General features: G+C 69.2%; 23 protein-coding genes. 7 read left to right on the top strand and 16 right to left on the bottom strand.

What is annotated here, in order from left to right; translation table 11 throughout:
* Positions 1–31: 31 nt before the first annotated feature.
* The 7 genes from murG to G6N33_RS23030 all read right to left on the bottom strand — a co-directional run bounded on the left by murG (position 32) and on the right by G6N33_RS23030 (position 9,463).
* Entirely contained in the window at positions 32–1,264 is a 1,233-nt protein-coding gene (murG, locus tag G6N33_RS23060; protein ID WP_044506520.1) for an undecaprenyldiphospho-muramoylpentapeptide beta-N-acetylglucosaminyltransferase, read from the bottom strand.
* Complete coding sequence (ftsW, locus tag G6N33_RS23055; protein ID WP_232069445.1) at positions 1,261–3,084, bottom strand: putative lipid II flippase FtsW; 1,824 nt, start codon at positions 3,082–3,084, stop codon at positions 1,261–1,263. The genes murG and ftsW overlap by 4 nt, the downstream gene beginning before the upstream one ends.
* A gap of 6 nt (positions 3,085–3,090) precedes the next feature.
* A complete protein-coding gene (gene murD, locus G6N33_RS23050; protein ID WP_101528466.1) occupies positions 3,091–4,548 on the bottom strand; it encodes a UDP-N-acetylmuramoyl-L-alanine--D-glutamate ligase in 1,458 nt (485 codons plus the stop codon).
* A gap of 1 nt (position 4,549) precedes the next feature.
* Positions 4,550–5,629 carry a phospho-N-acetylmuramoyl-pentapeptide-transferase gene (gene mraY, locus G6N33_RS23045; RefSeq protein ID WP_044506525.1) on the bottom strand — a complete coding sequence of 360 codons (1,080 nt, stop codon included), beginning with the start codon at positions 5,627–5,629 and terminating at the stop codon, positions 4,550–4,552.
* Positions 5,626–7,197: a UDP-N-acetylmuramoyl-tripeptide--D-alanyl-D-alanine ligase gene (locus G6N33_RS23040; protein ID WP_101528465.1), complete on the bottom strand. Its 1,572-nt coding sequence runs from the start codon at positions 7,195–7,197 to the stop codon at positions 5,626–5,628. Before G6N33_RS23040 ends, mraY begins: the two co-directional genes overlap by 4 nt.
* Positions 7,194–8,741, bottom strand: coding sequence for a UDP-N-acetylmuramoyl-L-alanyl-D-glutamate--2,6-diaminopimelate ligase (locus G6N33_RS23035; protein WP_101528476.1), 1,548 nt, complete (start codon positions 8,739–8,741; stop codon positions 7,194–7,196). The genes G6N33_RS23040 and G6N33_RS23035 overlap by 4 nt, the downstream gene beginning before the upstream one ends.
* Positions 8,742–8,857: 116 nt before the next feature.
* Positions 8,858–9,463: a TetR/AcrR family transcriptional regulator gene (locus tag G6N33_RS23030; protein ID WP_179962646.1), complete on the bottom strand. Its 606-nt coding sequence runs from the start codon at positions 9,461–9,463 to the stop codon at positions 8,858–8,860.
* Positions 9,464–9,526: 63 nt separating this feature from the next.
* Here G6N33_RS23030 and G6N33_RS23025 point away from each other — a divergent pair, with 63 nt between their 5' ends.
* Positions 9,527–10,648: an FAD-dependent monooxygenase gene (locus tag G6N33_RS23025; protein ID WP_081661985.1), complete on the top strand. Its 1,122-nt coding sequence runs from the start codon at positions 9,527–9,529 to the stop codon at positions 10,646–10,648.
* Here G6N33_RS23025 and G6N33_RS23020 read toward each other — a convergent pair.
* The 6 genes from G6N33_RS23020 to G6N33_RS22995 form a co-directional block, all read right to left on the bottom strand.
* Positions 10,640–11,368: a sulfite exporter TauE/SafE family protein gene (locus tag G6N33_RS23020; protein WP_044506532.1), complete on the bottom strand. Its 729-nt coding sequence runs from the start codon at positions 11,366–11,368 to the stop codon at positions 10,640–10,642. The two genes, G6N33_RS23025 and G6N33_RS23020, sit on opposite strands and share 9 nt — an antisense overlap.
* A gap of 170 nt (positions 11,369–11,538) precedes the next feature.
* Positions 11,539–13,584 carry a peptidoglycan D,D-transpeptidase FtsI family protein gene (locus tag G6N33_RS23015; protein WP_044506533.1) on the bottom strand — a complete coding sequence of 682 codons (2,046 nt, stop codon included), beginning with the start codon at positions 13,582–13,584 and terminating at the stop codon, positions 11,539–11,541.
* The gene (locus G6N33_RS23010) at positions 13,581–14,909 is read right to left on the bottom strand and encodes a hypothetical protein (RefSeq protein WP_163771651.1); all 1,329 of its coding nucleotides are present in this window, start codon (positions 14,907–14,909) and stop codon (positions 13,581–13,583) included. The genes G6N33_RS23015 and G6N33_RS23010 overlap by 4 nt, the downstream gene beginning before the upstream one ends.
* Positions 14,906–16,141: a 16S rRNA (cytosine(1402)-N(4))-methyltransferase RsmH gene (gene rsmH / locus G6N33_RS23005; protein ID WP_408632742.1), complete on the bottom strand. Its 1,236-nt coding sequence runs from the start codon at positions 16,139–16,141 to the stop codon at positions 14,906–14,908. Before rsmH ends, G6N33_RS23010 begins: the two co-directional genes overlap by 4 nt.
* Positions 16,116–16,547 carry a division/cell wall cluster transcriptional repressor MraZ gene (mraZ, locus tag G6N33_RS23000; protein ID WP_044506536.1) on the bottom strand — a complete coding sequence of 144 codons (432 nt, stop codon included), beginning with the start codon at positions 16,545–16,547 and terminating at the stop codon, positions 16,116–16,118. Before mraZ ends, rsmH begins: the two co-directional genes overlap by 26 nt.
* Positions 16,548–16,998: 451 nt before the next feature.
* Positions 16,999–17,394 (bottom strand): DUF3040 domain-containing protein, encoded by a 396-nt coding sequence (locus tag G6N33_RS22995; RefSeq protein WP_044506537.1) that lies wholly within the window; start codon positions 17,392–17,394, stop codon positions 16,999–17,001.
* 368 nt (positions 17,395–17,762) lie between these two features.
* Between G6N33_RS22995 and G6N33_RS22990 the strand changes: the two genes are divergently transcribed.
* Positions 17,763–18,383: a GNAT family N-acetyltransferase gene (locus tag G6N33_RS22990; protein WP_044506539.1), complete on the top strand. Its 621-nt coding sequence runs from the start codon at positions 17,763–17,765 to the stop codon at positions 18,381–18,383.
* A gap of 102 nt (positions 18,384–18,485) precedes the next feature.
* Positions 18,486–19,136 carry an LppM family (lipo)protein gene (locus G6N33_RS22985; protein ID WP_044511960.1) on the top strand — a complete coding sequence of 217 codons (651 nt, stop codon included), beginning with the start codon at positions 18,486–18,488 and terminating at the stop codon, positions 19,134–19,136.
* Here G6N33_RS22985 and G6N33_RS22980 read toward each other — a convergent pair.
* The gene (locus G6N33_RS22980; protein ID WP_044506540.1) at positions 19,125–20,024 is read right to left on the bottom strand and encodes a mycobacterial-type methylenetetrahydrofolate reductase; all 900 of its coding nucleotides are present in this window, start codon (positions 20,022–20,024) and stop codon (positions 19,125–19,127) included. The two genes, G6N33_RS22985 and G6N33_RS22980, sit on opposite strands and share 12 nt — an antisense overlap.
* Before the next feature lie 142 nt (positions 20,025–20,166).
* Between G6N33_RS22980 and idsA2 the strand changes: the two genes are divergently transcribed.
* Entirely contained in the window at positions 20,167–21,282 is a 1,116-nt protein-coding gene (gene idsA2, locus G6N33_RS22975; RefSeq protein ID WP_081661987.1) for a bifunctional (2E,6E)-farnesyl/geranyl diphosphate synthase, read from the top strand.
* 3 nt (positions 21,283–21,285) lie between these two features.
* Positions 21,286–22,824 carry an alpha-(1->6)-mannopyranosyltransferase A gene (locus G6N33_RS22970; protein ID WP_081661988.1) on the top strand — a complete coding sequence of 513 codons (1,539 nt, stop codon included), beginning with the start codon at positions 21,286–21,288 and terminating at the stop codon, positions 22,822–22,824.
* Here the strand turns inward: G6N33_RS22970 and G6N33_RS22965 are convergent.
* Positions 22,821–23,225, bottom strand: coding sequence for an Rv2175c family DNA-binding protein (locus tag G6N33_RS22965; RefSeq protein ID WP_044506541.1), 405 nt, complete (start codon positions 23,223–23,225; stop codon positions 22,821–22,823). The two genes, G6N33_RS22970 and G6N33_RS22965, sit on opposite strands and share 4 nt — an antisense overlap.
* A 90-nt stretch (positions 23,226–23,315) precedes the next feature.
* Between G6N33_RS22965 and G6N33_RS22960 the strand changes: the two genes are divergently transcribed.
* Both G6N33_RS22960 and G6N33_RS22955 read left to right on the top strand, forming a co-directional pair.
* Positions 23,316–24,554, top strand: coding sequence for a protein kinase domain-containing protein (locus tag G6N33_RS22960; protein ID WP_101528463.1), 1,239 nt, complete (start codon positions 23,316–23,318; stop codon positions 24,552–24,554).
* Between the two features lie 25 nt (positions 24,555–24,579).
* Positions 24,580–25,245 (top strand): TetR/AcrR family transcriptional regulator, encoded by a 666-nt coding sequence (locus G6N33_RS22955; RefSeq protein WP_044506543.1) that lies wholly within the window; start codon positions 24,580–24,582, stop codon positions 25,243–25,245.
* Positions 25,246–25,252: 7 nt separating this feature from the next.
* Here G6N33_RS22955 and G6N33_RS22950 read toward each other — a convergent pair whose 3' ends face one another.
* Positions 25,253–26,338: a methyltransferase gene (locus G6N33_RS22950; RefSeq protein ID WP_044506544.1), complete on the bottom strand. Its 1,086-nt coding sequence runs from the start codon at positions 26,336–26,338 to the stop codon at positions 25,253–25,255.
* Between the last annotated feature and the right edge of the window lie 155 nt (positions 26,339–26,493).

Raw genomic sequence — 26,493 nt, 5'->3', positions numbered from 1 at the left:
TGAAGCTCGGGCGGCAACCGGTCGGCGAACGTCACCGCAGCCTCCTGGCGGCCGGCCCCCCATCACGTGCGTGGCGGGCCAGGTCCAGCGCGGCCTCGGCGACCTGCCGCGCCGCGTCACGATGGCCCACCCGCGCGGCGGCCGCAGTCATCGCCGCCAGCCGCGGCGGATCGCTCAGCAGGCCGGTGACCTCGCGGGCCACCAGCTCCGCCGTCAACACGCCGTCGGGGATGACCATGCCGCCCCCCGCGTGCACCACCGGCAGCGCGTTGAGCCGCTGCTCGCCGTTGCCGATCGGCAGCGGCACATAGATCGCCGGCAGCCCGACGGCCGATACCTCGGCGACCGTCATCGCCCCGGAGCGGCAGATGACCAGGTCCGCCGCCGCGTAGGCCAGATCCATCCGGTCCAGGTAGGGCACCGCTCGGTACGGCGGATCACCGTCGTCGGGCTCGCGCAGGTCGAGGGTGTTCTTGGGCCCGTGTGCGTGCAATACCGAGACGCCCCCGGCGGCCAACTGTGCGGCCGCGGCCGACACCGCGCGGTTCAGCGAGACCGCGCCCTGGGAGCCGCCGAACACCAGCAGCACCCGCGCGTCGGCGGCAAACCCGAAATGTCGCCGGGCCTGGGGGCGCAGCGCCGCGCGATCCAACGTGGTGATGGCCGCCCGGACTGGCACGCCCACCACCTCCGCACCCCGCAGCCCGGAATCCGGCACCGCGGATAGGACTCGGTCGGCGGTGCGGGCGCCGACCCGGTTCGCCAGCCCGGCGCGGGCGTTGGCCTCGTGGATTACCACCGGGATGCGCCGCCGCCGACCAGCCGGCAGCCCGCGTGCGGCCAGGTAGGCCGGCAGGGCGACGTAGCCGCCGAACCCGATCACCACGTCGGCGGCGACGTCGTCGAGCACCGCGCGGGTCTCCCGCACCGCGCGCCACACGCGGGGTGGCAACCGGGCCAGGTCGCCGCTGGGTTTGCGTGGCAACGGCACCGGAGTGATCAGTTCGAGGTGGTAGCCGCGTTCGGGCACCAGCCGGGTCTCGAGACCGCGGGCCGTACCCAGCGCGGTGATCCGGACCCTGGGATCCAGCGCTTTGAGTGCGTCGGCGACGGCCATCGCCGGCTCCACATGGCCGGCGGTGCCGCCGCCGGCCAGCACGACCGACACGGCGCCTTCAGCCAATGCCGGGCCCGGTGATGCGGCACCGGCGGGCGAGGGACTGCTCCCCTGCCCGCCGGCCGACTCCTTGATCTGGTGGTTCACCCGTAACGCTGACCTTCCAATGCGCGAGCGCGCCGTGCTTGACGCTGACCGGCTGATGGGCTGACCGGCTGGCCGGCATGGCGCTGGCCAGCTCCATGATGCCTTGACCGGGGCTCCCCCCGGGCAGGTATCCGCCCGGACGCCGGGCGCTGCCCTGGCTCGGGCATGCGCCCACCCCGGCGGGCGGCCGGCTCGGTTGCTCGGGCGGGGGCCCGGCGGCCGCGTCCCGCGGCGGGTGGCCGCGGTGCGGGCGGACGCGAGTGCCGGCGGTCGCGGAAGGTTTCGATGCGGCTGGGCACATACGGCTCGGGCGGTGGTAGCCGCAGCAGCCGATTCACCTTGTCGTCTCGCCCGGCGCGCAGCGCGGCCACCGCCTCCGGCTCATGACGGGCCGCATTGCACATGATGCCGATCATGAAAAGTGTTGCAGCCGTGGATGTTCCGCCGGCAGATATCAACGGCAACTGCAGGCCGGTGACCGGTAGCACGCCGATGACGTAGCCGATGTTGATGAAGGCCTGCCCGAGAATCCACATCGTCGTCGTGGCCGTCAGCAGGCGCAGGAACGGGTCGGCGGAGCGGCGCGCGATGCGCATCCCGGTATAGGCGAACAGGGCGAACAGCACCAGCAGGCCGAACGCCCCGATGAAGCCGAGCTCCTCGCCGATGATCGCGAAGATGAAGTCGTTGTGCGCGTTGGGCAGGTAATTCCATTTCGCCGTGCCCTGACCCAGGCCGTCACCGAAGATGCCGCCGTGGGCCAGCGCGAACTTCGCCTGCCGGGCCTGGTAGCCGGTGTCCATCGGGTCGTTCTCGGGGTTGATCCACGAGCGCACCCGGTCGGAGCGATAACCGGCGGACATGGCCAGCACCCCACCGGCCATGAACACCGCGAGCAGCGAGGTGCCGAACACCCGCAGCGGCAACCCCGCGTACCAGAGCAGGGCCAGCAAGATGATGCCCATCGAGACCGTCTGACCGAGGTCCGGCTGAGCGACGATCAATCCGAGCGCGATGACCGCCGCCGGCACCAGCGGAATCAGCATCTCGCGCAGCGAGGCCCGCTCCATGCGCCGGGACGCCAGCAAATGGGCGCCCCAGATCGCGAACGCGATCTTGGCCAGCTCCGAGGGCTGCATCGAGAAGCCGGCCACCACAAACCATTTGCGGGAGCCGTTGGCGAGGTTTCCGATGCCCGGGACAAGCACCAGCACCAGCAAGATGATCGTGACGACGTAGGCCGAGAAGGCGACCCGGCGGATGAAGCGGACCGGCAGCCGCATCGAGACGTAGGCGCCGACGACGCCGATGACCGTCCACAACACCTGCTTGGCGAAGATCACCCACGCCGAACCGTCGGCACCGTAGGACCGAACGCCGGAGGCGGACAACACCATGATCAGACCCAGCGTGGTCAACAACCCGGTGATCGCGATGATCAGGTGAAACGACGTCATCGGCCGGCCCAGCCAGGCACCGAACCGGGCGCGTGGACTCCGCTGGGGGTCCTTGAACTGCGGCTTTACCGCGGCGGTGTGCTCGGCAGCTGCTGCGGTGGTTGCTGCTGCGGGGCCGGCGGCCGCCATTGCGTCCGTGGCTGCGTCGGTGTCGGTGTCAGTATCGGTGTCGGTGTCGGTGTCGGTGTCGGTGTCGAAGGTGACGTCGGCTTGGTCAGCCACCCCGGTGTCAGGGGGATCTTCGGCGGCGTCGCTCACGTCGATGGCGTCGACCTCGGCGGCGGAGTCCGCGTCCCGGTCGGCTGGCGCGGTCGCGTTCGTCCTCTTCCCCCGGCGGAGGCGCCGGGTCAGCCCGTTACCCATGCCCGCCTACCGCAGCGCCGCGCGAACGGCGGCCGCGAACGCGTCACCCCGGTCGGCATAGCTGCTGAACTGGTCGAACGATGCCCCCGCGGGTGCCAGCAACACCGTGTCGCCAGGCTTTGCCAGCTCCCTAGCCGCGGCCACAGCTGCGGTCATCACGCGAACACCGAGACTATCCCCCGCATTATCAACTTTTGTCACATCAGTATCAGCAGTCGCATGCATACCAGCATCCTCGCCTGTCACAACCTGGACGACGGGGACATCGGGCGCGTGTCGCGATAACGCCTCGGCAACCTCTTGGCGATCCCGACCCATCAGCACCGCGCCGACCAGGCGCGATGCGATCCTGGACACCTCCGCGTCCAGCGAGGCGCCCTTGAGCAGACCGCCGGCCAGCCACACGACCCGCGGGTAGGCCAGCACCGAGGCCTCGGCGGCGTGTGGGTTGGTGGCCTTCGAGTCGTCGACGTAGGTGATCCCGTCGGCCACCGCGACCACTTCGCTGCGGTGCCGGCCCGGCCGAAAGGTCGCGACGGCGTTTGCGATGGCGGCCGCGGGCACGTCGACGCTGCGAGCCAGCGCCGCCGCCGCCAGCGTGTCCAGCACGCCGACCGGGCCTGGCACCGGGATCGCCGCCGCTGGCAGCAGCGTCAGGTCATCAGCGAAGGCGCGGTCGACGAGCTGGCCGTCGCGCACGCCCAGCTCCCCCGCCGCCGGTTCGCCCAGCCGGAAACCGGTCCGCACCGGCGCCGCCGCGGTGTCCAGCAGGGCGGCAGCCCGGCGATCGTCGAGCCCGACCACAGCCACCCGCCCGCCCAGCACCCGGGCCTTGGCCGCGGTGTACTCCGCCATCGACGCATGCCAATCCAGGTGGTCCTCGGCGATGTTGAGCACCACGCCCGCCTCGGGCCGCAGCGACGGCGCCCAGAAGAGCTGAAAGCTCGACAGTTCGACGGCCAGCAGGTCACCCGGCTGGTCCAGCACGTCGAGAATTGGGTCGCCGATGTTGCCGCATAACAGGCTGCGCCGGCCCCCGGCGACCAGCATGGCGTGCAGCATCGACGTCGTCGTCGTCTTGCCATTGGTGCCGGTGACGACCAGCCAGCGCCGCGGCGTGCCGTAACAGGCCGCGGCGTCCAGCCGCCAGGCCAACTCGACGTCACCCCAGATCGGCAGGCCCGCGGCGGCCGCCGCGGCCAACACCGGCGCCGACGGCTGGAACCCCGGACTGGTGACGACCAGCGCGTAGTCGGCGATCCGCCGGATCGCGGTCGCCGGGTCCACGGTGGCGACGCCGCGCTCGGCGTAGGGGCGCAGCATGTCCGGGTCGTCGTCGCATAACGTGGCCGCCGCGCCGAAGCGTTGCAACGCGCCGAGGATGGCACGGCCGGTCACCCGGGCACCGGCGATCAGGACGGGCGCTCCTGCAGAGAGCGGAGCCAACGGTTCCAGCTCCGGCATGTCACGCGCCGATCGTGGCGAGCCACTCACCGTAGAACAGGGCCACACCCAGGCCGCACGCGATCGCGGTGAGCAGCCAGAAGCGGATGATCACCGTCGTTTCGGCCCAGCCGCTCAACTCGAAATGGTGGTGGAACGGCGCCATCCGGAATACCCGGCGCCCGGTAGTGCGGAAGGTCAGGATCTGCAGCACGACCGAGGTGACCTCGGCGACAAACAACGACCCCAGCACGACGGCGAGGATCTCGGTGCGGCTGGTGACCGACAACCCCGCGATGATCCCGCCCAGGGCAAGCGAGCCGGTGTCGCCCATGAAGATCTTGGCCGGCGCGGCGTTCCACCACAGGAAACCGATGCAGGCGCCCGCGGTCGCGGCGGCCACGATCGCCAGATCCAGCGGGTCGCGCACGTTGTAGCAGCCCAGCCCCGGCGCCGTGGCGCACGCGTTGCGGTACTGCCAGAACGTGATCAGCACGTAGGCGCCGGTCACCATCGCCATGCAGCCCGCAGCCAAGCCGTCCAGGCCGTCGGTGAAGTTGACGGCGTTGGACCAGGCGCTGACGACGATCACGCAGAACAGCACAAACAGCCCGGGAGCCAGTGTGACAGTGGCGATTTCGCGCACATAGGACAGATCGGCGCTGGCCGGTGTCAGGCCGTTGGCGTTGTGGAAGCCCAGGACCAATACGCCGAACAGCACCGCGGCCAGGATCTGGCCGACCGTCTTGGCGGTCTTGTTCAGCCCCAGGTTGCGCGACCGGCGGATCTTGATCAGGTCGTCGAGGAACCCGACGCCGCCCAGGATGGTGGCCAGCCCCAGCACCAGTAGACCCGAGGCGGTAACGCCTTCGCCGTCGAAGGCCAGCCCGGCCAGGTGGGTGCCCAGGTAGCCGGCCCACAGCCCGGCCAGGATCGCCACCCCGCCCATCGAGGGGGTGCCGCGTTTGGTGTGGTGGCTGGGCGGGCCGTCTTCGCGGATCTGGTGACCGAAGCCCTGTTTGGTGAACAGCCGGATCAGCGCGGGTGTCAGCAGGATCGAAACGGTCAGGGCGATCGCGACGGCAACCAGGATCTGCCTCACGGGCGAGCCCTGCCTTCGGGGTCGGCGTCAACCAGCGTCTCAGCGAGCGCCTCGGCCAGGGCACCGAGTCCGGCGGAGTTCGACGCCTTCACCAAAACCACGTCACCGGGCCGCAGTTCGGCCCGCAACAGGTCCATGGCCGCGTCGGCGTCGGCCACGTTGACCGCCCCCCGCTCGCCGGAAGCGCCCCACGAACCCCACGCCCCTTCCAGGACCGCAGCATGGTGCATCGCGGCTACCGACCTCCCCGTTCCGACGACAACAAGTCGAGACACATCTAAGCGCACCGCCAGCCGACCGATGCGATCGTGCTCGGTTACCGCATCCGCGCCGAGTTCGGCCATCTCGCCCAGCACCGCCCAGCTGCGTCGCCGCGCCGCGCCTTGCGTCGACCCGCCGGAGGCGATCCAGGCCAGCGCCTGCAGTCCGGCGCGCATCGAGTCGGGGTTGGCGTTGTAGGCGTCGTCGATGACGGTCACCCCGTCCGGGCGGGTGGTCACGTGCATCCGGTGTCGGGACACCGGCTCGGCCGCGGCCAGCGACGCCGCGATCTGCTCGAGGCCGGCGCCGCACCGCAGGGCCACCGCGCCGGCACACAGCGCGTTGATGACCTGGTGTTCGCCGGACACCCCGAGTTGCACCTCGGTGTGCGCAGCGCCTGGCGCGTCCATCGCGTGCAGGGTAAAGCGCGGCCTGGCGAACTCGTCCAACGACACGCCTTCGGCCCAGACGTCGCTGCGCCCGGAGTCGGTGTGGCTGGCCCGGCTGACCCGCACCACCTGGGCCGAGCTGACCTGGGCCATGGCCGCCACGGCCGGGTCGTCGACGTTGAGGATCACCGCACCACTCGACGGAATCGCTTGGGGCAGTTCGGATTTTGTTTGAGCTATCGCCTCGCGTGAGCCGAACTCGCCGAGATGGGCGGTGCCCACGTTGAGTACCACGCCGATTGCGGGCGGGGCGATTCGCGCCAGTGCGGCGATATTGCCGGGATGGCGCGCCGACAGCTCCAGGACGAGGTAATCGGTCTCGCGTGTCGCGCGGAGCACCGTCCAGGGATGGCCGAGCTCGTTGTTGAACGATCCCGGCGGGGCCACCACGTTCCCCAGCGGCGCCAGCACGGCGGCCACTAGGTCTTTCGTCGAGGTCTTGCCCGACGAGCCGGTGATCCCGATGATGGTCAGCCCGCCGGCCACCAGCTCCTCGGCCACCGCCGTGGCCAGCTTGGACAGCGCGGCTAGCACCGCGGCACCCGAACCGTCGACGTCGTGCTCGAGCACGCCGGCTCGCGATCCGGACGCCCCGTGCGGGGTCACCACGATGGCGGGCACCCCGACCGGCCGCGCGGCCAGCACCGCGACCGCGCCGGCGGCCACCGCCGCAGCGGCGTGGTCGTGCCCGTCGGCGCGGGCGCCGGGCAGCGCCAAGAACAGCCCACCGGGCCCCACCAATCGCGAATCGAATTCGACGGTGCCGGTGACGCGCAGCTGCGCGGCGTCCCGCGCCGAGATGTCGGCCAGTGTGCCGCCGACGATTTCGGCGATCTGGGCGACGGTCAGGTCGATCATCGGTGCGCCTCGCGGCGGTGGTCCAGCGCTGCGGCCAGCTCCACCCGGTCGTCGAACGGGCGGACCAGATCGCCGACGCGCTGCCCGGTTTCGTGGCCCTTGCCCGCGATCAACACCACGTCGCCGGGACCGGCCCAGCCGACCGCGTGCCGGATGGCGGTGCGTCGGTCGCCGATCTCGACCACGTTGGCCTTGCCGTCGTTGGTGCCGCGCAAGATTTCGCCTCGGATGGCCGCGGGATCTTCGCTGCGCGGATTGTCGTCGGTGACGACCACCAGGTCGGCCAGCTCGGCGGCGACGGCGCCCATCGGCGCCCGCTTACCTGGGTCGCGGTCCCCGCCCGCGCCGAATACCACCGCCACGCGTCGTCCCGGCCGCTGCAGGGTGGTCAAGACGGCGCGCAGCGCGCCGGGCTTGTGCGCGTAGTCGACGAGGGCGAGGAAATCCTGGCCGCGGTCGATCTCCTCCAGCCGGCCCGGAACGCGGGTGTCCGCCAGTCCAGCCGCCGCCCGTTCCGGCGACACCCCGACCGCGTCCAGAATAGCCAGTGCCACAAGACAATTGGCGATGTTGTAGGCGCCGGTCAGCCGGATGCCGATGCGGTGCCGGCCGCCGGCCGGGTCGACAGCAGTGAACTCCTGGCCCGCCGCGCCCGTCGGCGCCACGTCGATGGCACGCCAGTGTGCGGGGTGGCCGGCGGCGCTGACCGTGACCGGGTCGACGGCCAGCGCGGCCATCGCCCGGCCGGCGTCGTCGTCGACACAGACCACGGCCTGGTGGGCGTGCAGCGGCGAGTGCGGGTCGAACAGCAGGGCCTTGGCGTGGAAATAATCGGCCATGGTGGCGTGAAAGTCGAGGTGATCACGGGACAGGTTGGTGAACCCGCCGACCGCGAACCCCGTGCCGTCGACCCGGCCCAGGGTCAGGGCGTGGCTGGAGACCTCCATGACGGCGGTGTCCACCCCACGCTCGGCCATCGCGGCCAGCATCGCCTGCAACGCGGGAGCCTCGGGCGTGGTCAGGGCGCTGGGGATGTCGGTGCCGTCGACGCGGATGCCGATGGTGCCGATCAGTCCGGCGGTACGGCCGCCGGCCCGCAGGCCGGCCTCGACGAGGTAGGTCGTGGTGGTCTTGCCGGACGTGCCGGTGATGCCGATCACCGCGATCCGGGCCGACGGGTTGCCGTACACCGTCGCGGCGAGCTCGCCCAGCACGCCGCGCGGGGACGGGTGCACCAGCGTCGGCACCGCCGCGGCGCCGGAGATCTCGCCGGACATCTCGCGCATCTCGGACACCCCGACCGCGTCGGTGAGCACCGCGACGGCCCCGCGTTCGATCGCGTCGCCGGCGTAGCGGGCGCCGTGGGTGGCCGAGCCGGGCAGCGCGGCGAACAGGTCACCGGGCCGCACGTCCTGGGCGCGAAGCGTCACGCCGGTGACGGCGAGGTCGGAGGCCGCGGCTGCGCCGTCGGCCACCACCGCCCCGACCTGCGCGGCCAGGGCGGGCAACCGCACCCCCGCAACCCCGTTCGGCCGCAGCGCCATCGGCACCGACACTGAGCACCACCTCCGTCAGCCATGATCGGCCATGACACCCTACCGAGGAGGAGCAGGCACCGTGGTCATCTGCGATCGCGGCGTCCCGCGCCCGGATGGGCGCGTTACCGCTCCTTACGCGACTCGAGCAAAGGCAAAAAGATGGTGTCGACGATCTCCTCGATCGTCGCCTCGGACAACGGCTGCAGCGTCATCAGGATCTCATAGCGAAACAGCTCCACGGGCAGGCGCGCGATCCGGTCGGTGACCTGTTGCGGCTCGATTTCGCCGCGGTCGATGGCGCGTTGGATGACTTGCTCCAGGACGGCGTCGCGGTCGCCCAGGACGAACGCCCGCAGGTCGGCCAGGCTGCGGCCGGTCTGCCGGTAGAAGCCGCCCAGCCGGGTCATCAACGCCGTCGCCAACCCCACCCTGAGCTTGTTGGCTTGCCGAAGCAGCTCGATGACGTCGCCACGGAGACTGCCGGTGTCGGGCATGACCACGACATCCTTGCCCACCTCGTGCACCAGGGTGGCCAGCACCAGTTCCTGTTTGTTGGGCCAGCGGCGGTAGAGCACAGCGCGACTCGTGCCCGCGCGCACGGCAACCGCGTCGATGGTCATCTCGTCGTAACCGCGTTCGGTCAGCTCCAGCCATGCGGCGTCCAAGAGCGCCTCTTCCAGGACTGCGCCCCGGCGACGTTGCTGACCCCCGGTCGAATTAAGAGACATTGCGTTTCCTAACACTCGCGGTTACGGTCATAGGATACAGACCGTATCTAACAGCCGAAAGGGGTGGATTCGATGCGCATCCTTGTCTCTGGCGCAGGAATCGCGGGCCTGAGCGCGGGGATCGACCTGGGCGCCGACGGCCACGACGTCACCATCGTCGAGCGCGCCAACCATCTGCGGGTCAACGGCTCCCCCATCGATATTCGGGGCGACGTCGCCATCGGCATTGCCGAAAAGATGGGTGTGCTCGCCGAGATCCTGGACCGCCGGGTCGACATGACCGAACGCGTGCAGTTCGTCGACCGGACCGGCGCGGTCGTGGCCGAACCACCGCTCGAGGAGATCAACGACTCGGCCGACGACATCGAAATCCCCCGCGAAGATCTCACCCGCATCCTGTACGAGCACCTCGGGTCGTCGGCACAGCTGCGCTTCGAGCAGTCCATCGCCGCGCTCGACGACTTTGGCGCCGGAGTCGACGTCGTGTTCGCCTCGGGCGACCGCGATCGTTACGACCTGGTCGTCGGCGCCGACGGGCTGCACTCCGCGGTCCGCCGGCTCGCCTTCGGCCCCGAACGGCAGTTCCTGCGCCATCTCGGCTTCTACGTCGCGCTGGCCGCGCTGCCCGATTATGCCCCGCAGGGACGCATCAACCCGATGTACAACTTCCCCGGCCACCTCGCCGGCATCGCCGCCTACCACGACCAGGCGTTGGCCGTCTTCATGTTTCGGTCCGGCTGGATCGACTACGACTACCACGATCTGGCCGCCCAGAAGCGGATCCTGGCCGATGCCTTCGCCGGCCATGACGCGTGGCGGGTCCCCGAGCTGATCGAGGCGGCAATCCGGGACCCCGAACTGTATTTCGACTCGGTCAGCCAGATCGACATGCCCGCCTGGCACCGCGGTCGCATCGTCCTGGTCGGCGACGCCGCGCACTGCGCGTCCAGCCTCTCGGGACGCGGCACCAGCCTGGCCCTGACCGGCACCTGGTTTTTGGCCCAGGCATTGCGCGACAACCCCGGCGACCTGGACCGGGCATGGCAGCAATACGAGCACAACCAGCGCCCGCACGCCGTCCGCTGCCAGGCCACCGCGGCACCCGGCGGTGACCGCTTGGTACCGCGCATCCAGGACGAGATCGACGCCCGCAACCGCGCATTTCGAACCCAGTCGTCAGGTTGACCACGTCGCGACCACCATGCCGGCCGCGGCGGTGAGCAAGACCAGGTCGATCAACAACGCGTAGGTGTGCGGTTGCACACGGCGCACCAGCCTGCGGGCCAGGAACGGCCCGATCATCAGCGCCGCCCCGATGGCCAGTCCGCGCACCACGACGGAGCCGGTGAGTGCACCCAACTGACCGAAGGTGGCCATCTTGCCGAGATAGAGCACCAGCGCGCTGGCCGCTTCGCAACCCAGGAAGGCGCCGCCGGAAAGGCCGTAGCCAGTGAACACCGGGACGCTCAGCGGGCCGGTCGACAGGATCATCCCGGTGAGAAAGCCGATGATCACCCCCGCAACGCTCAGCTGCCACAGCCGTACCCGCCACCGGCGGGCCGCCACGATCCTTCGCACCGGCACCATGGCGAGGAAGAACGCGGCGAGCACGCCGTCGACCACGGTCTGCGAGATCGTCAGCAAGGTATGGGCGCCCACGACGGCCGCGGGTGTGCCGGGCAAGGCATAGGCGAGCACGGGCCGCCACCGAATCTGTCGCCACCAGGCGGCAACCCGGCCCACGTTGGCCATCACCGCCGCGATGCCCATCACCGGCACGGCGACCCGTGGGCCGTACATGCTCACCAGGATCGGCAACAGCACCAACGACGATCCGGTGCCCACCAGCCCGCCGAGGGCCCCGGCGGCGAGTGCAACGAGGAACAGGACAGCTGTGGCAAGCATGGCGGACCTTCTCGGCGACGCGCGGCGCGCCGCCGGAGATCCTCCAGGCTTTTGTCCGTTCAGATGACCGCAGCTCTTCGGAAGCTGCAGTGGCGTCGCTCGGACCAGTCACGCGTTCACGCCGGAACCCTAGACGCTATCGACTCCGACGCTAGCACCGTCGCGCGCGCTCAGGTCACCTGCAAGGTCAGCGGCGGCCCGGGGTCAGGTGAGAGCGGGACGTTCTCTCGCTGCATCAGCCAGCCCGCGATGTTGTGGAACAGCGGGGCGGCCGAGTGCCCGGGCGTGCCGTCGGCGTTGCGCTCCGGGTTATCCATCATGATTCCGATCACGTAGCGCGGATTGTCGACGGTGGCCATCCCGGCAAAGGTGATCCAGTAGACGTCGTCGAAGTAGCAGCCGCAGCCCGGGTTGATCTGCTGGGCGGTACCGGTTTTGCCGGCCATTTGGTAGCCGGGCACCGCCGCCGCGGGTCCGGTGCCCTGCTGGTAGCCCATCGGGTCGTGTTGCACGACGGCGCGCAGCATCTGCCGAACGGTCTGCGCGGTCTGCGGCGAGACGACCCGCACCCCCTCGGGGCGCGGCTCTTCGGTGCGGGTGCCGTCGGCCGCGACGGTGGCCTTGATGATGCGCGGCGGGATGCGCACCCCGTCGTTGGCGATGGCCTGGTACATGTCCGTCATCTGCAGCAGGGTCATCGAAAGACCTTGCCCGATAGGCAGGTTCGAGAAGGTGCTGCCCGACCACTGGTCGATCGGCGGTACCAGGCCGGCGCTCTCACCGGGCAGTCCGACGTTGGTGCGCTGCCCCAGCCCAAATTTGCGGACCATGTCGTAAAACCGTTCCGGACCAACGCGTTGCGCCAGCATCAGAGTGCCGACGTTCGAGGACTTCCCGAACACGCCGGTGGTGGTGTAAGGCATCACGCCGTGGTCCCAGGCGTCGTGCACGTTGACACCGCCCATGTTGATCGAGCCCGGGACCTGCAGCACCTCGTCCGGATTGCTCAGGCCGTATTCGATGACCGACGACGCGGTGACGATCTTGTTCACCGAGCCCGGCTCGAATGGCGAGGACACCGGCAGGTTGCCCAGTTGCCGGTCGCCCTGACGACCGATGTCCTGGGACGGGTCGAAGGTGTTGTCGTTGGCCATAGCCAGCACTTCACCCGTCTTGGCGTCCAGGACGACGGCCGAAACATCATGTGCCCCGGACAGATTTTTGGCTTGCTGGACCTGCTGCTGCACGTAGAACTGGATGTCGTTGTCAATCGTGAGCTGCACGGTGGACCCGTTGACCGCCTTGTGCCGATTGCGGTAACTGCCGGGGATGACCACGCCGTCGGACCCGCGATCGTAAGTGATCGAGCCGTCGGTGCCGGACAGCACCGAGTCCATGCTGTCCTCGAGGCCGAGCAAGCCGTGGCCGTCCCAGTCGATGCCGCCGACAATGTTGGCCGCGAGCGATCCGCCCGGATATTGGCGCAGATCCTGCCGCTCGGAGCCGACCTCCGGGTACTTGTCCGAGATGGCACTGGCAATGGCCGGATCGACGGCACGCGCCAAGTAGACGAAGTTGTCGTCGGTTTGCAGCTTCTTGAGCACGGTCGCGTAGTCCGGCTTGTTGTTCAGTCGCGTCGCCACCTCTTTGGCGATGTCCCGCAGTCGCGCCTGCGGATCGGGTGCATCCGGGTTCTTCTTCCTGGCGTCCTCCAGCTGCTGGCGGATTCGCTTCGGCTGAAAGGTCAAGGCCCGCGACTCGATGGTGAACGCCAGCTGCTGGTTGTTGCGGTCAATAATGCTGCCGCGGATGGCTTTTGAGACGTCGGTGACCTTGAGCTGCCCCGCGGCCTGGGCGCGCAGTGTCGCTGCGTCGGTGACCTGCAGGACGAACAGCTGCGCCCCGGCCACCAGCATCATCACCAGGATGACCGCGTAGCCGACTCGATGCCGGAAGAGGAAGGAGGTGCTACGCGTGGTGGCTTCGACGACCGCCCGGGTGCGCCGCTGGCGGGCCGAATGGCCGAGCACGGCCTCTGGCTTGCCCGGCGCGCTGGACTTCTTGTCCTTGCGGGAAGCCTTGGGTTGCTGGGCCTTCCGGGCCTGTTGCGCCTTCTCCGGCTTGGCTGGGCGGTTCGATTGCCGGATCCCGGGGCCGCGACGCGCGGCGCCGGCCTTGCCGGGCCGGCGGCTGCGGCCGTCCTCGCCGCGACTCACCGGGGGGCACCTGGGGCCACAACGGGGCCCGCACCGGCGGGCGGTGCGACCGGCGCCGTGATCGCCGGTCCCGGCAGTCCGGGCAGGACGGGGACGCCGGCCTGCGGTCCGGGACCCGGTTGCACCGGGACGGGTACCTCCGCCGGTAGCGGGGCGGGGGCGGGCGCGGGCGGCATCCCGGCGATCGGGATCGGCACCTCGGCGGGCACAGGAGCGGCGGGGGCGGGCATGGCCGGCATCGGCAGCCCCGGCGTGGGCCACGCCTGCGCCGGAACGCCTTGCGCCGGAACGCCTGGCGCCGGGAGCCCGGGCACCGGCAGTCCTGGTGCCGGAACGCCTGGCGCCGGGAGCCCGGGCACCGGCAGTCCTGGTGCCGGAACGCCTGGCGCCGGAAGACCCGGGGTGGCGGGCATACCCGGGAACTGGCCCGCGATCGGACCGCCCGGCGCACCGGGCACGGGCGGCGCGGCCGGCAGATGCTGGCCGCCCACCGTCGTCGAGCCGTCCGGTGCCCGCAGCAGCGCCTCCGGCCCACTGCTACGGCCGGGCACCAGCGCCGCTCCCGGATCCGGTTGCACCCGCACCGGGACCTCCGCTGGCGCCGCCGGTTTCGGCGACGGTGGCCCTTCTTCGGGCAGCTTTGTGTTCAGCGGCGGCGGGGGCACACCGTCGGCAGGTTTAGGTGTGCCGACCACCACCCAGTTACCCTCAGGGTCCTGAACCAGGTGGGCGGTATCGCGGGTCGGGATCATGCCCTGTTTACGGGCCGCCTCGGCCAGCGCCGGCGCGGCCTCCGCCTCGCGGACGTCGCGCTCCAGCGCCTCCTTTTGTTGCTGCAGCAGGCGCGTCTTCTCGCGGGCAGCACTCAACTGGTAGGACCGCTCGGCGGAGTCGGTGGACAACCACAACGTCAGCGCCAACCCGGCACCCAGGGCGCCGATAACCAGCACCACGAAAGGAACTTTGGCCAGCAGCGTCTGCGGTCGCAGGTCGACCGAGGTCAGCCGGAGAGCCAACCGTTCCGTCAGGCGCGGCCGAACAACCCTGGGCGCCTTGGCTTTTCTGGCCTTGGCCCGCGCCTTGGCCTGTCTGGTGCTGGTCGGCCGCGCCGGGCGCTGGACGGGCCGGGCATGCGGGCTGGTCTGTGGTCCGGACTTGGCCGAGCGCGCCTCGCGGCCGGCCGCCGAACCCTGCGTCGGCCGGGTACGACGGGCAGTCGAGTCCGCCGCGCCGCGCCTGCCGGTACGGACCGCGCCATCCCGCCCGCCGCGACGGGCGTTGCCGCCCCGGCGTTTTGGCGCCTCGCGCTTGGCTTTCGCTCTCATGAGTCGCCCTTCTCGGTCACCCGCTGCGGTGGTTGTCCCTCGCGCCGCAGCCGCTGCAAGGCCCGTAGTCGCACGGCAGCACTGCGAGGGTTCCGGTCGATTTCGTCGGCATCGGCGCGTTCGGCGCCGCGGGTCAGCGTGGCGAAGCGTGGGCCAGCCCCCGGCAGCTCGACCGGGAGATCCACCGGCGTGCGCGAGGCGGTCGCGTCGGCAAATGCGCGTTTGACGATCCGGTCTTCCAACGACTGGTAGGACATCGCCGCGATCCGGCCGCCGATCCGCAACGCGTCCAGCGCGGCCGGAAGCGCCCGGCGCAGCGTGTTCAGCTCGTCGTTGACCGCGACGCGCAGCGCCTGGAAGGTGCGCTTGGCCGGATGACCGCCGGTGCGTCGGGCCGCGGCCGGGATCGCGTCGTAGAGCAGCGCCACCAGTTCGGCGGTGGAGGTGAACGGGGTGTGGACCCGCCGGCGGACAATGCGGGCCGCGATGCGACGCGCGAACCGCTCCTCGCCGTAGCGGTGCAAGATGTTCGCCAGCTCGGCCTCGTCGTAGGTGTTGACGATGTCGGCGGCGGTCAGGGCGGCTGTCGGATCCATCCGCATGTCCAGCGGGGCGTCCTGGGCGTAGGCGAAGCCCCGCTCGGCACGGTCCAGCTGCATCGAGGACACGCCCAGATCGAACAGCACACCGTCGACCGATCCGTCTGCGGCGTAACCGGATTCGACCAAGGCGTCGGCCAGGCCGTCATAGCGTGCGTGTACCAGCGTGATCCGATCGGCGAACGGTGCCAGCCGGTCACGGCTGATTTGCAGCGCGGCGGGGTCTCGATCGATCCCGATCAACCGCAGCCCCGGCAGTTCGGCCAGGAAGCGCTGCGCGTGCCCGCCCGCGCCGAGGGTGGCGTCGACCAGCACTGCGCCGGTTCCGTCGGGGTGCCGGCGGGTCAACGCCGGAGTGAGCAGCTCGACGCAGCGCTGCAGCAGCACGGGCACATGCCCGAACCGGTTCGGCCCCAGATCATCTGGCTCGTCGGCCACCGCACCACCTCCCCGCATCCGGAGGGACTCGTCAAAACGCGGGCCGGCCCGCAGAACTGAGGAAGGACGCGCCCCTGCACCGAGGTCCCTGTCCGAAACTACGAACCAGGCGTTGGGGAAGTACGCCAGGGTCGGTTCGGGCAGAGGCCACGATGCACGGGCATGCGCCTCAGATGATGTCGCCGAGTGCTTCATCGCTGGCCGCGGAGAAGTTCTCTTCGTGCGTTTGCTGGTAGTCCTGCCAGGCTTGGGCATCCCAAATTTCGAGGTAGTCGACCGCCCCGATCACTACGCAGTCCTTGGAGAGGTTCGCGTAGCGGCGGTGGTCGGCCGACAAGGTGATGCGGCCTTGGGCATCGGGATGCTGCTCATCGGTGCCGGCGGCCAGATTGCGCAGGAACGCCCTGGCTTCCGGATTGCTTCGAGACGTTTTGCTCGCCCGGCGAGCTAGCTGCTCGAATTCCGCCCGCGGATAGACGGCGAGGCTGTGGTCTTGGCTCTTGGTGACCATCAACCCCCCTGCCAGCGCGTCGCGGAACTTGGCGGGCAACGTCAATCGCCCCTTGTCGTCGAGTTTGGGCGTGTAGGTGCCGAGAAACACCAGCTCACCTCCCGTCGAGGCCGTTTCTCGGCTCGCCCAAACACTTCAGCCACCATACCCCACAATCCCCCACTTCTCCCCATAAACGAGGTGTCGTCGGGGTGTTTCGTCGACTATTTGCCACGTCGCGCCGGCAGAAGGAGCCGGCCGCGTCCGGGGTGTCGCACCGGCGACTGCGGCCCGACCGCTAAAAACGCACGTCAGACGGCCTGACCCGGGCGGTGGGGGAAGGTGGGGCGCCTTGGAGGGGCCGAGTGGGGCCCAGTGGGGGGCCCAGTAGGGACGCAGCCAGCGTGTGCGCCTCGATTGCGGCTCAATTTGGCGTCGGAACGGACTCGACGCTGCGCGACGCCCATCGGTGTGCGGTAACCGGCCCGCGCGCAACGCAATTCGGGCGCGGCCGGCGCAAAACTAAGGGGCAACCGTGCGGCTGCCCCTTAGGAAGTGGTTGCTAGTCGTCGAAGCGACGCCGGAAGCGGTCTTCCATCCGGCTGGTGAACGAGCCGCCCTTGGGCCGGCGCTGCCGGGCGCCCGGGACGGGCCCGGACGAAGCCGGCCGACCGGACAGCCGCGGCCCGGTGATGGCGAACACCACACCACCGAACATCACCACGAAGCCAACGACACTGAGAATCGGGAAGGTTCCGATCATCGTGGCCTTGAAAGCCACACCGGATACCAGCATCGCCAGACCGATGACGAACAATGCCGCACCCTGCAGCCGACGTCGCGCCGTGGGTGCTCGAAAGCCGCCGCCCCGTACGCTCGACGCGAACTTGGGGTCCTCGGCGTAGAGTGCGCTCTCGATCTGGTCGAGCATCCGCTGCTCATGATCGGAGAGTGGCATTCGTCCCTCCTTGCCGACAGTCTGACACGTAACTATCGATAGCACGCGGATGCCCGTCGTCCGGGCAACTAAGTCAAATGATACGAGGTCAATCTGACCCGTACCACTAGTTCAGCCGCGATTCTATCTTCGTTGCTTCCGCACCATCATCGCGCGGCAACGGTGATGTGTTACACCCCGCGTGCCGAATCCTTGCCGAACCCTTGGCGACCCAGACCGCGTCACTTATTCACTGTCCCCACTAACCTCCAGACCAACCTCCAGCCACCGGCCCTGCGGCCCGATAATGGCGATACGGGCACCGGGCCGCCGCACCGCCGGAAAGCGACGCGGGCGGCCCGATCATCGGGACGAGAGGACACCGCGAATTGGCGATATTCCTCATCGATCTGCCGCGCGACGATATGGAGCGCCGGCTCACCGACGCCCTCAAGGTGTATGTCGACGCGATGCGATATCCGGCGGGCACCGAGAACCAGCGCGCCGCGATGTGGCTGGAACACCTCCGCCGCCGGGGCTGGCAGGCGGCCGCCGCCGTGGAAGCCGACGCGGCTCCCGACGGTGGGCCGCCGCCGGCGGCCGATCTGGCCAATGCGCCATTGCTCGGTGTCGCCTACGGCTACCCCGGGGCGCCCGGCCAATGGTGGCAGCAGCAGGTGGTGTTGGGTCTGCAACGCGGCGGCCTGCCGCCCGAAGAGATCGACCGGCTGATGAACAGCTATTTCGAGCTGACCGAGCTGCACATTCATCCCCGCGCCCAGGGCCGCGGCATCGGCGAAGCCCTGGCCCGCCGACTGCTGGCCGGCCGCTGCGAACGAAACGTCCTGCTGTCCACGCCGGAGACCAGCGGCGAGGCCAACCGCGCGTGGCGGCTGTACCGCCGGCTCGGCTTCACCGACATCATCCGCCGCTACCACTTCGCCGGTGACCCACGGGCATTCGCGATTTTGGGCCGCCCACTGCCGCTGCAGCGGCCCGGCGACGGCTAACCGACACACCCGATCTGGCACGATGACCTGGTGCGCGCCAGCTCTCCCCCACGCCGAGCCCGCGGGTTCACCGCCCGCCGGCGCCGCGTGCTCGCCCTCGCCATGCTGATGCTGTTGGTTCCGGTAGCCACCGGTTGCCTGCGGGCCAGGGCGTCACTGACCGTCTCCCCCGACGACCTGGTCTCCGGAGAAATCATCGCGGCGGCCAAGCCGAAAACGCCCAAGGACACCGGGCCGCAGCTGGACACGAACAACCTGGCGTTCAACCAGAAGGTGGCGGTGTCGACCTACGACAGCGACGGCTACGTGGGGTCTCAGGCGGTGTTCTCTGATCTGACATTCGCCGAATTGCCGCAGCTGGCCAACATGAACTCCGACGCCGCAGGCATGAACCTGTCGCTGCGCCGCAACGGCAATGTGGTGATCCTGGAAGGACGCGCGGATCTGACCTCGCTGACCGATCCGGACGCCGACGTCGAGGTGACCGTCGCCTTTCCGGGCCCGGTGACCTCGACCAACGGTGACCGCATCGACCCGGACGCGGTGTCGTGGAAGCTCAAACCGGGCGTGGTGACGACAATGACGGCCCAGGCCCGCTACACCGACCCGAACACCCGCTCGTTCACCGGCGCCGGCGTCTGGCTGGGCATTGCGTCGTTCGCCGCGGCCGGGGTGGTGGCGCTGCTGGCCTGGATGAGCCGCGACCGCTCCGAGCGGTTCACCACCCCGCGCAATCCGCCCTCAGCGAGCTAGCCGGGCCGGCGCCCAGTACTCGATCATCTCGGCGAACGTCTGAAACGCCGGGCCGGACAGGCCGTAGGTCGCCTCCAAATGGATGCTCAGCGGAAAACCCAGCTCGGCGACGCCGTCAACCACGCGCTGGTATAGGTCGAGCATCATCTGACGCTTCCGCGGCGGTTCGCTGCCGGCCAACTTCTTGACGAACTCCTGCTCGGCCGCCACACCAGGGTTACCGGGATCCTGGATAAGCCAATTGATCAGGCCGATCTTGCTTTCGATCTGCGGCACGAAGCCGAACGAGAGCAGGATCTCCGGACGGTGATCGGTGGTCTTGGCGAATTCGGTCAAGAAGCCGACGATCGCGTCGGAGTACAACAGCTGGGTCATGCCGTAGGTGGCACCCTGATCGCATTTGAAGTTGAAGCGACCATGCTCGCCTTCGCGGGTGGGGATGAGGATGACGCCGCGGTTGGCGACCAGGTCGCGGTAGATCGACAGCGCGTCGGTCGGCGGGACGCCGGAGCCCTCGCCGTCGTTCATCGTGCGCGGGACGCCGACGAACACCACGCCTTCCATGCCGGAGTCGGTCAGCGCGGTGAGCCGTTGGCGCAGCGCCGCTTCGTCCATGAAGGCGGTCACCTGGGTGCACAGGCCGGTCATGCCGGGCAGTTCGGGCTTGATCACCGACCAGAAATCCAGCACGTCGAACTTGGGCTTCATCGGGACGGGCCGGTCGTCGTCCTCGGCGATGATGCCGGGGATCATCACGTGCCGGATGCGGCCGTGAAGACCCGACTCCGCGGAGTACTGCAAGACCTTGCGCGCCTCGTCAAGCGCCCGCTCCCGACCCCCGTCCACATTCGGCGGCACCAGCTCGAGCGCAACGGTGTTGAGAGTCACGCGGCTCCTCTTCCTCGGACGAATCGCACCCCGCCAGCATAGGGGCGCAGCGGAACGCCAACCCGGTGGGGGAATTGTGAGCCAGCCGAAGTACTCGGATTGTGGTGCGGAATACACTGATCGGGCTTGGATCACAGCGGGCATGCCGAGGCAGAAAGGGGGCGGCGCGCTGAGCGTGAAATCCCCAGCAGCAGCGGCAACCGTCGAGTTCACCGGGGCCATTGCCGAGCAACTGCGCCGATACCTGCACGGCCGGCGTACCGAGACTGCTTACATCGGCGACGACTACGCGGCGTTGATCGCCGCCCTAGAGGAGTTCGTGCTCAGCGGCGGCAAGCGGCTGCGTCCGGCCTTCGCCTACTGGGGCTGGCGCGCGGTCACCGATGCCGAACCCAATTCCGAAGTGCTGCTGCTGTTTTCCGCGCTGGAGCTGCTACAGGCGTGCGCACTGGTGCATGACGACGTCATCGACGACTCCTCCACCCGCCGCGGCCGGCCGACGGTGCATGTCCGCTTCGCGACGTTGCATCGGGATCGAAAGTGGCAGGGTTCGGCCGACCGATTCGGCATCTCGGCCGCGATCCTGCTCGGCGACCTCGCCCTGGCCTGGGCCGACGACATCGTGTTCGGAGCGGACCTGACGCCGGCGACGCAGCGTCGGGTGCTGCGGGTCTGGTCCGACATCCGCACCGAGGTGCTCGGCGGGCAGTACCTCGACATCGTCGCCGAGGCCAGCGCGGCGGAGTCGATCGCGTCGGCGATGAACGTCGACCGGTTCAAGACGGCCTGCTACACGGTGGCGCGTCCGCTGCAGCTCGGCGCCGCCGCCGCCGGGGACCGGCCCGACGTGCAAGCCGTGTTCGCCCAGGCCGGCATCGACCTGGGCGTCGCGTTTCAGCTTCGCGACGACGTGCTGGGAGTGTTCGGGGATCCGGCCGTGACGGGCAAGCCGTCCGGCGACGATTTGCGTTCCGGTAAGCGCACGGTGTTGCTGGCCGAGGCTGTCGAGCTAGCGGACAAGTCAGACCCGTTGGCGGCCAACCTGTTACGGAGCTCGATCGGCGCACCGTTGACCGACGTACAGGTAAACGAGTTGCGCGAGGTCATCGAGTCCGTCGGCGCCCTGGCCGCGGCCGAACACCGCATCGCCACCCTCACCGAGGGGGCGCTGCAGGCGCTGGCCGCCGCTCCCATCAGCGCCCCGGCCAAGGCCGGGCTGTCCGAGCTGGCCAAAGCGGCCACCAACCGATCCGCCTGAGCGATGACCACCGACTCGTCCGCAGCCGGTTCGATCATGGGCACCGGTGCTGTTGCCGAACACCTTTCCCGCCTGACGGCGTTCGTCGCCACCCCGCAGGCTCGCCCCGCGAAGCTGGGCTTGGTGGGGTCGGTGCTCATCACCGTCGGCGGGCTGGGCGCCGGCAGCACCAAACCACATGACCCCGTGCTCGAGGCGATCCACATGTCCTGGCTGCGTTTTGGCCACGGGCTGGTGCTGTCGTCGATTCTGTTGTGGACGGGCGTGGCGTTGATGCTGTTCGCCTGGCTGTCGCTGGGCCGCCGCGTCGTCGCCGGCGAGATCACCGAATTCATGATGCGCGCCACCACCGGATTTTGGTTGGCGCCGCTGCTGCTATCGGTCCCGGTGTTCAGTCGCGACACCTACTCCTATCTGGCGCAGGGCGCCCTGCTGCGCGACGGCTTGGACCCCTACGCGGTGGGCCCGGCGGCTAACCCGAATGTGTTGCTGGACAACGTAAGTCCCATTTGGACGATCACCACCGCGCCGTATGGCCCGGTGTTCATCCTGATCGCCAAACTCGTCACGATCCTGGTCGGCAACCACGTGATCCTCGGGACGATGCTGCTGCGGCTGTGCATGCTGCCCGGGCTGGCGTTGTTGATCTGGGCCGCTCCCCGGCTGGCCCACCACCTCGGCACCAGCGGCGCGATCGCGTTGTGGATCTGCGTGCTCAATCCCCTGGTGCTGATCCACCTGATGGGTGGGGTGCACAACGAGATGTTGATGGTGGGCCTGATGACCGCCGGGATCGCGCTGACCTTCCAGGGCCGCCACGCGTTGGGCGTCACTCTGGTCACCGTCGCGGTGGCGGTCAAAGCCACCGCCGGTCTGGCGCTGCCGTTTTTGGTCTGGGTGTGGATGCGGCACTTGTGCGAGCGGCGGGGCTATCGTCCGGCCCGGGCGTTCGCGACGGCGACCGCGCTGGGCGTGCTGATCTTCGCCGCGGTGTTCGCCGTGTTGTCGGCGGCGGCCGGCGTCGGCCTGGGCTGGCTCACCGCGCTGGCCGGATCGGTGAAGATCATCAACTGGCTGACCGTGCCGACCGCCGCGGCCAACGTGATCCACTTCGCGTTCAACGGGCTTTTCCAAGTCAACTTCTATGCGACGCTGCGCATCACCCGCTACATCGGCATCGCGATCATCGCGGTGTCGCTACCGCTGTTGTGGTGGCGCTTCCGGCGCGACGACCGGGCAGCGCTGACGGGGATGGCCTGGTCGATGCTGATCGTGGTGCTGTTCGTGCCGGCCGCCCTGCCCTGGTACTACTCGTGGCCGCTGGCGGTGGCGTCGCCGCTGGCGCAGTCGCGGCGGGCGGTCGCGCTGATCGCGGGCCTGTCGACCTGGGCCATGGTGATCTTCAAACCCGATGGGTCGCACGGTATGTACTCGTGGTTGCACTTCTCCGCGGCCACGGCGGCCGCGCTGGTCGCCTGGTATGCGCTGTATCGCGCTCCGCAGGCGCGAGCTGCGCGGGCCGATGAACCGCTGGCCGCCTAGTACGCCATGGCTTGGGCCCGGCGCACCACTTCCCGCGCCTGATGGGCGTGCAAGGCGTCGACGGGGCGGGCGTTGCTGATCGCATCCTTGCTGCCGTCGCGGGTGATCGTCAGCGACGGGTCCGGGGTGAACAGCCAGCGCACGATCTCGGTCTCGTGGTAGCCACCGTCGTGCAGGATCGTCAGCAACCCCGGCAGACTCTTGACGACCTCGCCGCCGTGAGTGAAAAACACCTGTGGGATCACCACGCCCCCGTCGCGACGCACCGCAACCAGGTGACCCTCCCGCAGCTGCTGCTGCACCTTGCTCACCGGCACGCCGAGCAGTTCGGCGACCCGGGGCAGGTCGTAGGTTGGCTCATCGGGGTCTAACACATCATCGCCGGCCGGAATGCTGCCCACGACGCAAGTCTAGGCCGTGGTTCCCGGGTGGGTAGGCGCGTTGCGTGGATGTGCTGCCGCGCCGGCGCTGACCCCACCTACGATGGCCCCGTGACCGGAGCCGGGACAGGTGACCCGCTGGACAACGCGTTGCTGGATGGCCGCTACCTGGTTCAGGGCAAGATTGCCAGCGGCGGTACCTCGACGGTGTACCGCGGCCTCGACACCCGCCTGGATCGGCCGGTCGCGCTGAAGGTGATGGACGCGCGGTACTCCGGCGACACCCAATTCCTGGCCCGCTTCCAGCTGGAAGCCCGCACGGTCGCCCGGCTCAAGAATCCGGGACTGGTCGCCGTGTACGACCAGGGCCTCGACGCGCGGCACCCGTTTCTGGTGATGGAGCTGATCGAGGGCGGTACGTTGCGCGAGCTGCTGATCGAGCGCGGCCCGATGCCGCCGCATGCCGTCGCGGCGGTGTTGCGCCCGGTGTTGGGCGGACTGGCCGCCGCGCACCGCGCCGGGCTGGTGCATCGCGACGTCAAGCCGGAGAATGTGCTGATCTCCGACGACGGCGAGGTCAAGATCGCCGATTTCGGCTTGGTGCGTGCAGTCGCCGCGGCCGGAATCACTTCCGCCAGCGTCATTTTGGGCACCGCGGCCTATTTGTCGCCCGAGCAGGTGCGCGACGGCAACGCCGGCCCGCGCAGCGACGTCTACTCGGCCGGCATCCTGACCTATGAGCTGCTGACCGGCAACACGCCGTTCACCGGCGACTCAACGCTGTCTATCGCCTATCAGCGACTGGACCACGACGTCGGGCGCCCGGGCGACGTGATCGACGGCGTGCCGGTCCAATTCGACGATTTTGTGGCGTGCGCGACCGCCCGGGACCCGGCCGAACGGTACGCGGACGCGATCGAGATGGCCGCCGACCTGGAGGCGATCGTCGATGAGCTCGGGCTGCCCGATTTCCGCGTGCCGGCGCCGCAAAATTCCGCCCAGCATCGGTCGGCGGCGCTGCAGCACGCCAGGACGCGTCAGCAGCGGACCGCCGCGCCGCAGTCCCCGCGCGGCGAGCCGGTCCGGGCGCCCACCCGCCAGTTGACCCGGGGTCCCGAGGATTGGTCGGCGGATGGCGCCGAGCCCCCGGTACCCTCCGAATCCGAGATGGACTTCGAATACGGTTCCGGCTCAGGCGAATTCGCTGGCATCGCGATCAGTGAATTCGTCCTTGCGCGTCAGCACGCCCGTCGGATGGTGCTGGTGTGGGTGGCGTTGGTGCTCGCGTTGGCCGGTTTGACCGCGACGATCGGCTGGACGATCGGCAGCAATCTGACCGGCCTGCTGTGATGACCCGAAGTGATATCGTTCGCAGATGCCGTCACCTGGGGAAACGGTCAAGCGCCGGGGCAGACGGCAAGGCGGGCCGGTATCACGCGACGCGGTCCTTGCCGCGGCGAAGCGGCAGTTCGCCCGGCACGGCTACGACAAGACGACGCTGAAAGCAATTGCCGACGACGCACGGGTGGACCCGTCGATGATCCTCTACCTGTTCGGCTCGAAGGCCGGACTGTTCCGCGAGTCGATGACGCTGGTGTTGCCGGCGGATCTGCTGACCGCCGAGCTCGCCGAGAAGGACGATCAGTTGGGCTACCGCGTGGTGCGGGCCTACCTCGGGCTGTGGGAGCATCCGGAAACGGCCGCGAGCATGGCCTCGATGGTGCAGTCGGCGACGTCGAATCGTGATGCCAACGAAGCGTTTCGCGGTTTTTTGCACGACTATCTGCTGACCGCGGTGTCCGACGCGCTGGGCGGTGGCGACGAGGCACGACTGCGCGCGATGCTGGCCGCGACGAATCTGGTCGGCACCGCGATGCTGCGCTACATCATGCGGGTGCCGCCGCTATCGTCGCTGGGCGTCGACGAGGTGGCCGGGTTGGTGGGGCCCGCGGTGCACCGGTTCTTGACTGTGCCCGCCGACGAGCTGGGCCCCGAACCGCTCTCGTCTCGGTGTGGTCCGGGGTCGGCCGGCGCCGGTTGACCGTCGGCTAGACCGCGGTCGCCTCGACGATGCTCAGCGGCGACGCGGAAGCGACGACACGGTTGAATCGGAATCCGGCTTGGTCGAACAGCCGGGCGTACTCGTTGGCGGTGCGTTCGCGCGCGGCGACGGCAACCAGCATCTCCAGATCGATCCACTTACCTGGGAAGTCCCGATCGTGGTCCGGAATGACGAACTCGCACAACAATAGTCGCGTGCCGGGTCGGACGGCGGCGCGGATGTTGTTCAGGATGCGGATGGCGTCCTGGTCGGGCCAGTCGTGGATGATGTTCTTGAGCACGTACGCGTCGCCGCCGGTCGGCACGAAATCGAAGAACGAACCTTCCTCGATCCGGATGCGGTCCTCGACGCCGTACTTGCGCAACAACTCTGGCGCACCCGCCACCACCTGCGGGAGATCGAACAGCACGCCCCGCGAATTCGGAGCCGTCGCCAGGATGGCAGACAACAGCCGGCCGTGGCCGCCGCCGACATCGACGATGGTGCCGAACGAACTGAAATCGTAAGCCGCGGTCAGTGGCGCGGTCGCCATCTCGGAGAGATTGGTCATGGCGGCGTTGAAAATCTCGGCCAGCTCCGCCTCGTCGGCCAGGTATTCGAAAATAGGTTTGCCGCGCAGCTCCGGGATCACGGCATGACCGGTTCGTATTGCGCCGGTCAGGTGACTCCAGTGCTCGCGATGTTGTGGCGAGCCGACCCACCGTGCCATCCCGGCCATCGACACCGGGGCGTCGGTGCGCAGCGTGTCCCCGAGGGGGGTGAGTTCGTAGCGCCCGTCGCGGCGCCGGCCGACTACTCCGATGCCGACCAGCGCACGCATGAGCCGGCTCACCGTGTCGGCGTCGGCGCCGACCCGGTCCGCCAATTGCTGGCCGGTCAGCGGCCCCGCCGCCAGGGCGTCGGCGACGCCCAGGTCGGCCGTGGCCGCGATCGCTTGGGCAATCCAGGCGTTCAGGATCAATTCGAGCATCACCGCCGCTGGCGGCGCGGAGCGTCGGTGCAACCGCGACAGGTAGTGGCGGACCCGGCCGGCGACGCGGGCGACCTTAGCCGGCGGAACCTTTGACCTCACTTGACTGCGCCTCCTGTGCCGTCGTGCCGACTTGTCTGCCGGGAGCACCTGTTTATACCTGACCGCGGTGGCGGCGCGGTCGACCGATCCGTGCACTTCGAACTATCGCCGCACCGGGCAAATATTTCAATGAACATTGAAATATTTGCCCGGTG

It is taken from the genome of Mycobacterium simiae (assembly GCF_010727605.1).
Classification (GTDB): Bacteria; Actinomycetota; Actinomycetes; order Mycobacteriales; family Mycobacteriaceae; genus Mycobacterium; species Mycobacterium simiae.
Note: the sequence above shows the minus strand (reverse complement) of the source record. Positions and strands in the feature narration are given on the sequence as shown.

Excerpts from the sequence above, each read along its gene's own strand:
- ftsW (WP_232069445.1), bottom strand. The coding sequence starts at position 3,084 with ATGGGTAACGGGCTGACCCGGCGCCTCCGCCGGGGGAAGAGGACGAAC.
- murD (WP_101528466.1), bottom strand. The coding sequence starts at position 4,548 with ATGCCGGAGCTGGAACCGTTGGCTCCGCTCTCTGCAGGAGCGCCCGTC.
- G6N33_RS23040 (WP_101528465.1), bottom strand. The coding sequence starts at position 7,197 with ATGATCGACCTGACCGTCGCCCAGATCGCCGAAATCGTCGGCGGCACA.
- G6N33_RS23035 (WP_101528476.1), bottom strand. The coding sequence starts at position 8,741 with ATGGCGCTGCGGCCGAACGGGGTTGCGGGGGTGCGGTTGCCCGCCCTG.
- G6N33_RS23030 (WP_179962646.1), bottom strand. The coding sequence starts at position 9,463 with ATGTCTCTTAATTCGACCGGGGGTCAGCAACGTCGCCGGGGCGCAGTC.
- G6N33_RS23020 (WP_044506532.1), bottom strand. The coding sequence starts at position 11,368 with ATGCTTGCCACAGCTGTCCTGTTCCTCGTTGCACTCGCCGCCGGGGCC.
- G6N33_RS23010 (WP_163771651.1), bottom strand. The coding sequence starts at position 14,909 with ATGAGAGCGAAAGCCAAGCGCGAGGCGCCAAAACGCCGGGGCGGCAAC.
- rsmH (WP_408632742.1), bottom strand. The coding sequence starts at position 16,141 with ATGAAGCACTCGGCGACATCATCTGAGGCGCATGCCCGTGCATCGTGG.
- G6N33_RS22995 (WP_044506537.1), bottom strand. The coding sequence starts at position 17,394 with ATGCCACTCTCCGATCATGAGCAGCGGATGCTCGACCAGATCGAGAGC.
- G6N33_RS22985 (WP_044511960.1), top strand. The coding sequence starts at position 18,486 with ATGCTGATGCTGTTGGTTCCGGTAGCCACCGGTTGCCTGCGGGCCAGG.
- idsA2 (WP_081661987.1), top strand. The coding sequence starts at position 20,167 with ATGCCGAGGCAGAAAGGGGGCGGCGCGCTGAGCGTGAAATCCCCAGCA.
- G6N33_RS22970 (WP_081661988.1), top strand. The coding sequence starts at position 21,286 with ATGACCACCGACTCGTCCGCAGCCGGTTCGATCATGGGCACCGGTGCT.
- G6N33_RS22955 (WP_044506543.1), top strand. The coding sequence starts at position 24,580 with ATGCCGTCACCTGGGGAAACGGTCAAGCGCCGGGGCAGACGGCAAGGC.